This is a genomic window from Salmonella sp. 32031103-2018-00083-FB-01-SM-01 (assembly GCF_017571995.1).
Classification (GTDB): domain Bacteria; phylum Pseudomonadota; class Gammaproteobacteria; order Enterobacterales; family Enterobacteriaceae; genus Salmonella; species Salmonella enterica.
Genome location: NZ_JAGEQL010000026.1, coordinates 1 through 521, shown reverse-complemented (window position 1 = coordinate 521; position 521 = coordinate 1). Strand labels below are relative to the sequence as shown.

Genomic DNA, 521 nt, shown 5'->3' with positions numbered 1-521 from the left:
TCACCTTACCGGCGCTTATCGCAGATTAGCACGCCCTTCATCGCCTCTGACTGCCAGGGCATCCACCGTGTACGCTTAGTCGCTTAACCTCACAACCCGAAGATGTTTCTTGCGATTCATCATCGTGCTGCGAAAATTTGAGAGACTCACGAACAACTTTCGTTGTTCTGTGTTTCAATTTTCAGCTTGATCCAGATTTTTAAAGAGCAAATATCTCAAACGTGACTCGTAAGTCAGTTTTGAGATACTGATGGCAACGCCTTTCACACATTACCGCGCAAGTGGCGTCCCCTAGGGGATTCGAACCCCTGTTACCGCCGTGAAAGGGCGGTGTCCTGGGCCTCTAGACGAAGGGGACGTATCAGTCTGCTTCGCAAGACGCCTTGCAATTCACTTTTCATCAGACAATCTGTGTGAGCACTGCAAAGACCGTTTCTTTAAGGTAAGGAGGTGATCCAACCGCAGGTTCCCCTACGGTTACCTTGTTACGACTTCACCCCAGTCATGAATCACAAAGTGGT

At 49.1% G+C, this 521-nt stretch carries 1 tRNA gene and 2 rRNA genes; all 3 read right to left on the bottom strand.

The window, feature by feature from the left end:
* Positions 1–89, bottom strand: a 23S ribosomal RNA gene (locus J4614_RS21940); the annotation flags it as partial.
* A gap of 193 nt (positions 90–282) precedes the next feature.
* Positions 283–358 (bottom strand) — tRNA-Glu (locus J4614_RS21935).
* A gap of 85 nt (positions 359–443) precedes the next feature.
* A 16S ribosomal RNA gene (locus J4614_RS21930) occupies positions 444–521 on the bottom strand; the annotation flags it as partial.